Raw genomic sequence first — 3,161 nt, 5'->3', positions numbered from 1 at the left:
TTTCTTTTGCTTATCGAGATAAAAAAAATTCCCCTTCGAATAGGCTCTTTCCGGTCTATGAAAGGAAAATAATTTACGCTCACTTCTGTTTCTCGGAAAAGTGATTTTGAGGAAAGACAATGATGTGTATTCTTCTCCGACCGCATCTATTTTATCTAAGGAAGGGGGCAAAGTCTAATTTTGAATTCTTATAAAACTCTCTTTTTATGTGTTTTTACTATAATTAATCTTTAAGGGAAATTGCATAAAATCTCCTTCCTTATGCACAGGAGCTTTTTCTTTTCTTTCTGACTCCTTTTGGGAAAATCCTTGTATTTCCTTATAGATAGCAAAAAACCCGGCGTCTCCGTCGGGTCCTCTGCTGTATAGAGTAGTAAGGGTCGATTAAACCTGTTCGCCAATTTTTAGGTCGAATCCTTATCGATTCGAGTAAGGCAATTCTACCCCATTTCTCCCGGCTTGTCAATTCTTTTTCAATCCTATTTGGGCATTTTATCCTGTTTTCTTTATTAAAATAATTATCAATTTGAGCTTTTTGCATAAATCCCTTTTATGCATAGATATAAATGAAGTATACCGTCCTTTTTCTGCTTTAAAACAGTATATTTTTTCGTTGCTTGCCGGCTTATTTCAGAAGCCGGTTTAGCCGGTTTTTCATCTGCCCTTAGGCATTTTCAGAAGGAGAATTAGCCAGCCTTTACCTCCTTTTAGGCATTTTCAGGGGAAAGCTTTCCGTTTTCCTTCTTCTTATACCAATCCTTTCCCAGCATGATTCTACTAATCAGCATGGAGGCCACCGTATCGCCGCAGGAGTTCAACAGGGTACATCCGGCGTCAAAAAGCTGAGTCAGCATCAGCATCATAGGCAAAGCCTGTGGAGGAAATCCGAAGGCGGCAAGAATCATAGTTTCCATGGCCGCTCCACCGCCGGGGACGGAGGAAACCGCCACGCTGGCCACTACGGACACCACTATCGCATAGAGGTAATCTCCTATGCCGTGGAAGGAATGGCCAAAAAGAGCGGAAACCAATAAAATCTCATACACTGTTGCAAGACATGCGCCATCCATATGGCAGGTGGCTCCGGTAGGAATGACTACAGAAGAAATTTCTCTGGGTACCCCCAAATCATCGCAGGATTCCAGCTGTAAGGGAATGGCTGCTGCAGAGCTTCTGGTTCCCAGGGCCGTTAATGCCGGAAGGAAAATTACCCGGAAGAAATTTTTCACTCCCCAGGGGCCTGCTGCCAAAAACGCATAGAAGCCAAGGAAAAGGAAGAAATATACGATAACCGTGGGGTAAAATGTAAGTAAGGCTCTTCCATAGGTTTTAATCAAGTCAATGCCGTAGGTTCCGGTTAAATCTGCAAAATACGCTCCGATTCCAATGGGAGCCAGCTTCATTAAAAGAGAAACCATCTTATAAAAGACCTTGGACCACTGGTTCAGAAAATTGGCTACATACTCTCCCTCTTTTCCCATTAGAGATACTGCCATTCCGGTAAAGATGGAAAAGATAATCAGAGGCAGGATATGGGCACGACTGATGACCAGGGGAAAATCGGAAACCGTAAACATATCTACGATCTGGCTGGCCATATCCGTTTTCTTCACATCCTCCACGGCTTCCGCCACTAAGTTCAACCGGGTATCCAGCCCCACGAAGTGCACTACGGTAAACATCAAAACCGCCGCTATCGCCGCCGTACTGACAAAAATCAGAATCAGGTAAAAAAGCAATTTTCCTACCTTATTGGTATCCGATACATTGGCAATGGAGCCGGAAATGGAAAAGAAAATCAAAGGCACCAGCAGGGTAAATAAAAGATTTAAAAAAATCTGTCCCACGGGCTTTAAAAAGGCTACCTTTTCCCGAAATACCAATCCCAAAATAGCGCCTATTGTTACACAAAGCAGGAGAAGCAGCGGTTCCTGATAGGCTCCAAGCCCTCCCTTTTTTTGCGGGTTCTGTTTCGAGCCGCCTTCTCTCCCTAAGTCTGCTCTACTCTGCGGCATAGTCCCGCTGCTCTCTACTGTCTCTTTGCTCTCTCCCATAGACTCTCCCTTCTTTCAACCAATCACCCTTACACTCCACATTTACGACATTTCCGCCAAAGAAAGTCCGTATTTTACTGATATGATTAGTGAAATTATTACAATTTTATACTACTTTTAATATTTTATTCAAAATACTTTTTTTTGCAAGAAAAAATTTTCCAAAGATTTTTCAAACATTTTCCTGCTCTTCTGCTCACAGTTCTTCTCACTCTATTTCTTTTTCAAAAAATGGAGTAAGATATGTATCGTAGTTCAAGAAAGGAAAACACCGGCAGTAATAAAAGTAATGAAATACAAAAAGCGTTGAAAGGAGTTTCTATGAAAAAGGTACTGGCATTTTTTGCGGAGGGCACGGAAGAAATTGAATGTTTAATGGTGGTGGATATTTTACGAAGAGCCGGCGTTTCGGTGGAGCTTATCGCCGTTGCTCCGGAAAATCTCGTGAAAGGCTCCCATCAGATTACCGTGCTCTGTGATAAGAATATTTCCGAGCTTACGGAAAATGATTTTTCCTCCGCGGATTTACTTTTCTTACCCGGTGGAATTCCCGGAGTTCCCCACTTAGAGGAAAATAAAAGCCTGCTGGAAGCTTTAGAAAAGCAGTTCCAATCAGGAAAGGATCTGGCCGCAATCTGTGCAGCCCCCGGCATTTTCGGCCGTCTGGGATTTTTGAAAGAGCAAGACTTCACCTGCTACCCTGGCTTCGAAGAAGGCATCTCCGGTGTAGACGGCGCAAAATGGAGCGGAAAAGCCGTGGAAGTGGGAAAACAGATCATCACCGGAAGAGGAATGGGTGTCGCCTTAGACTTCGCCTTAGCACTGGTGGAAAGACTGGAAGGCGCTGAAAAGGCCGCCCAGCTGAAGAAAGGGGTACAACACCCTGAATGCATTTAGACTACTGTTTCTCCAGTAGCATTAAAAGGTGAAGCATTAAATTCAGCCAGGTTTTCTATAGGATAGGGATGAAATGAGTGGTAATCTGAGCCCGATACTTGCGAAATCCGATGAAGTGAAGAACTGTAAAAATCAATAAGTGAAGCGAATAATGCAGTATGTGTCTATAATAGGGGTAATCTGAGCCCGCTGGTACTTACTGAAAGCGAG

2 protein-coding genes are annotated in these 3,161 nt (G+C 43.2%); one reads left to right on the top strand and one right to left on the bottom strand.

What is annotated here, in order from left to right:
• Positions 1-707: 707 nt before the first annotated feature.
• Positions 708-2,054 carry a dicarboxylate/amino acid:cation symporter gene (locus tag ACO4PX_RS09520; RefSeq protein WP_485559125.1) on the bottom strand — a complete coding sequence of 449 codons (1,347 nt, stop codon included), beginning with the start codon at positions 2,052-2,054 and terminating at the stop codon, positions 708-710.
• Between the two features lie 321 nt (positions 2,055-2,375).
• Here ACO4PX_RS09520 and ACO4PX_RS09515 point away from each other — a divergent pair, with 321 nt between their 5' ends.
• A complete protein-coding gene (locus tag ACO4PX_RS09515; protein WP_472450973.1) occupies positions 2,376-2,951 on the top strand; it encodes a DJ-1 family glyoxalase III in 576 nt (191 codons plus the stop codon).
• Positions 2,952-3,161 lie beyond the last annotated feature (210 nt).

The sequence above is a fragment of the Oribacterium sp. genome (assembly GCF_057249185.1).
Note: the sequence above shows the minus strand (reverse complement) of the source record. Positions and strands in the feature narration are given on the sequence as shown.